2 protein-coding genes and 1 pseudogene are annotated in these 2,553 nt (G+C 72.6%); all 3 read left to right on the forward strand.

Annotated features, from left to right (window positions below; all coding sequences use genetic code 11):
• Window positions 1-329: 329 nt before the first annotated feature.
• A complete protein-coding gene (gene recA, locus AC1DUQ_RS20535) occupies window positions 330-1,370 on the forward strand; it encodes a recombinase RecA (RefSeq protein ID WP_477074502.1) in 1,041 nt (346 codons plus the stop codon).
• An 8-nt stretch (window positions 1,371-1,378) separates the two neighbouring features.
• Window positions 1,379-1,966 carry a regulatory protein RecX gene (locus AC1DUQ_RS20540; protein ID WP_477062959.1) on the forward strand — a complete coding sequence of 196 codons (588 nt, stop codon included), beginning with the start codon at window positions 1,379-1,381 and terminating at the stop codon, window positions 1,964-1,966.
• A 138-nt stretch (window positions 1,967-2,104) separates the two neighbouring features.
• Window positions 2,105-2,553 (forward strand): annotated as a pseudogene (locus AC1DUQ_RS20545) (ribonuclease Y); the annotation flags it as partial.

The raw sequence follows: 2,553 nt of genomic DNA on the forward strand, positions 1-2,553 counted from the left end.
CCGCCGGGCTGGATGGACCGCGCCGGGCCGGCGTTCGCGCACGCGGCGGCACGTCTCGCGCCGGGGGTGCGCGTGCACGTCCTGGCGCCGGGGGAGCAGCTCGCGGTGACCCCGACACGCTGACGGCGTGTCGCGCACATCGAACACCTGTTCGGCTAGGGTGGTCCTGCGGGTGAGCGACCGAGCCTCCCACAGCCCCCTCCGGCACACGCCGGATCCCCGGGGCACGGGTGGCGCGGTCGGTATGTCGGTGGTCGGACATAGCGTCGCTCGCAACAAGACCAGCCCCCGTACCGCAGCAGCAGCTGCTCGAGACAGACGAGGTCGACATGCCCGCACCGAAGGATCGCGAGAAGGCCCTCGAGGCCGCGCTCAGCCAGATCGACCGCCAGTTCGGCAAGGGGTCGATCATGCGGCTCGGCGACGACGGCCGCGCCCCCGTCGAGGTCATCCCCACGGGCTCCATCGCCCTGGACGTCGCACTCGGCATCGGAGGGCTGCCGCGGGGCCGCGTCGTGGAGATCTACGGTCCGGAGTCCTCGGGCAAGACCACGCTCGCGCTGCACGCGGTCGCCAACGCGCAGAAGGCCGGCGGCATCGCCGCCTTCATCGACGCCGAGCACGCGCTGGACCCCGAGTACGCCAAGAAGCTCGGCGTGGACACCGACGCGCTCCTCGTCTCCCAGCCGGACACCGGCGAGCAGGCGCTGGAGATCATGGACATGCTGATCCGCTCCGGCGCCATCGACATCGTCGTGGTCGACTCGGTCGCCGCGCTCGTGCCGAAGGCCGAGATCGAGGGCGAGATGGGTGACAGCCACGTCGGCCTGCAGGCTCGGCTCATGTCCCAGGCGCTGCGCAAGATCACCGGCGCGMTSAACTCGTCCGGCACCACGGCCATCTTCATCAACCAGCTCCGCGAGAAGATCGGCGTGATGTTCGGGTCGCCCGAGACGACCACGGGTGGCAAGGCGCTGAAGTTCTACGCGTCGGTGCGCCTGGACATCCGGCGCATCGAGACCCTCAAGGAGGGCACCGAGGCGGTCGGCAACCGGACCCGCGTGAAGGTGGTCAAGAACAAGATGGCGCCGCCCTTCAAGCAGGCGGAGTTCGACATCCTCTACGGGGTCGGCATCTCCCGCGAGGGCAGCCTGATCGACATGGGTGTGGAGCACGGCTTCGTGCGCAAGTCCGGCGCCTGGTACACGTACGAGGGCGACCAGCTGGGTCAGGGCAAGGAGAACGCCCGCGCCTTCCTGCGGGACAACCCGGACCTGGCCGTCGAGCTGGACAAGAAGATCAAGGAGAAGCTCGGCATCGGCGCACGGGTCGACGCGCCGGCCGACGCCGTGCCGGTCGTCGACTTCTGAGCAGTCGCATGACCAGCAGCAACCGACGTCGAGGGCGGTTCGGGACCGAGCCGCCCTCGACGGGTGCGGCTGCGCAAGATGTCGAGCCGGACCAGGAGTCCGTGGCGCGAGCGATCGCGCTGCGGCTCCTGACCTCCTCGGCGCGCAGCCGGGGGCAGCTCGCCGAGGCGATGGCCCGCAAGGGTGTCCCCGACGAGGTCGCGGACCGGGTGCTCGACCGGTTCACGGAGGTCGGGCTGATCGACGATGCCGAGTACGCGCGCATGCTCGTCCGGACGCGGCACTCGGAGCGCGGGCTCTCCCGGCGGGCGATCGCGGTGGAGCTGCGCCGCCGCGGGATCGACGACGAGACCGCCGGCGACGCGCTCGAGCAGGTCGACTCGGACGACGAGGACGAGGCCGCGCGGCGGCTCGTGCGGCGCAAGCTTGCCTCGACGTCCGGGCTGGACGCGCAGACGCGGTCGCGGCGCACGCTCGCGGCGCTGGGACGCAAGGGGTACCCGCCGGGCCTGGTGGCTCGGCTCCTGCGCGAGGAGCTCGCCCAGCAGGGCGCCGAGGGCACGGACGAGCTCGACGGGTTCGATCCCGGTCCGTGACGTCCGGCACAACTCCGCACACTCTGCCGCCCGTCGGGGTGGCGAACGGCCCGGACGCGGCCGGGTGTGAGCGACAATGGCCCAGACCCGCGCACCGGCACCGGTGCGCGTCGTGCGCGGCCCGACCAGGAGGATGACGTGGACGCAGGCGCCATCGCCACGATCGTGGGGCTGCTCGGCGCATGTCTCGTCGCGCTGGTGCTCGTCCTGGTCGCCCGGCGTGAAGCCGGCGTCCAGCGCGCCCGGGCCGAGGAGGACGTCGCCTCGATCAAGGACGACGCGCGGGCGATGCTCGCCGACGTCGAGCGCCGTGAGCGGCGGCTGACCGAGCGGGAGCAGAGCGTCGCGGCCGATCGCACCGAGGTCGACGAGCTCGAGCGGCGCGCCCGTGCGGACGCCGAGAACGCGGCCGAGGCCAAGCGGGCCGGCACGCGCACTCTCGAGGAGGCCGAGCGCGCCGCCGCACAGCGCGCGACGGACGCCGAGCGCGCGGCGCTCGCCGAGCTCGAGTCGGTCACCGGCCTGACGGCCGAGGACGCCCGCGCCGAGCTGACCCGGCGGGTGGTCGAGCAGGCCCAGAACGACGC

The organism is Cellulomonas sp. P4_B5_2, assembly GCF_056402235.1.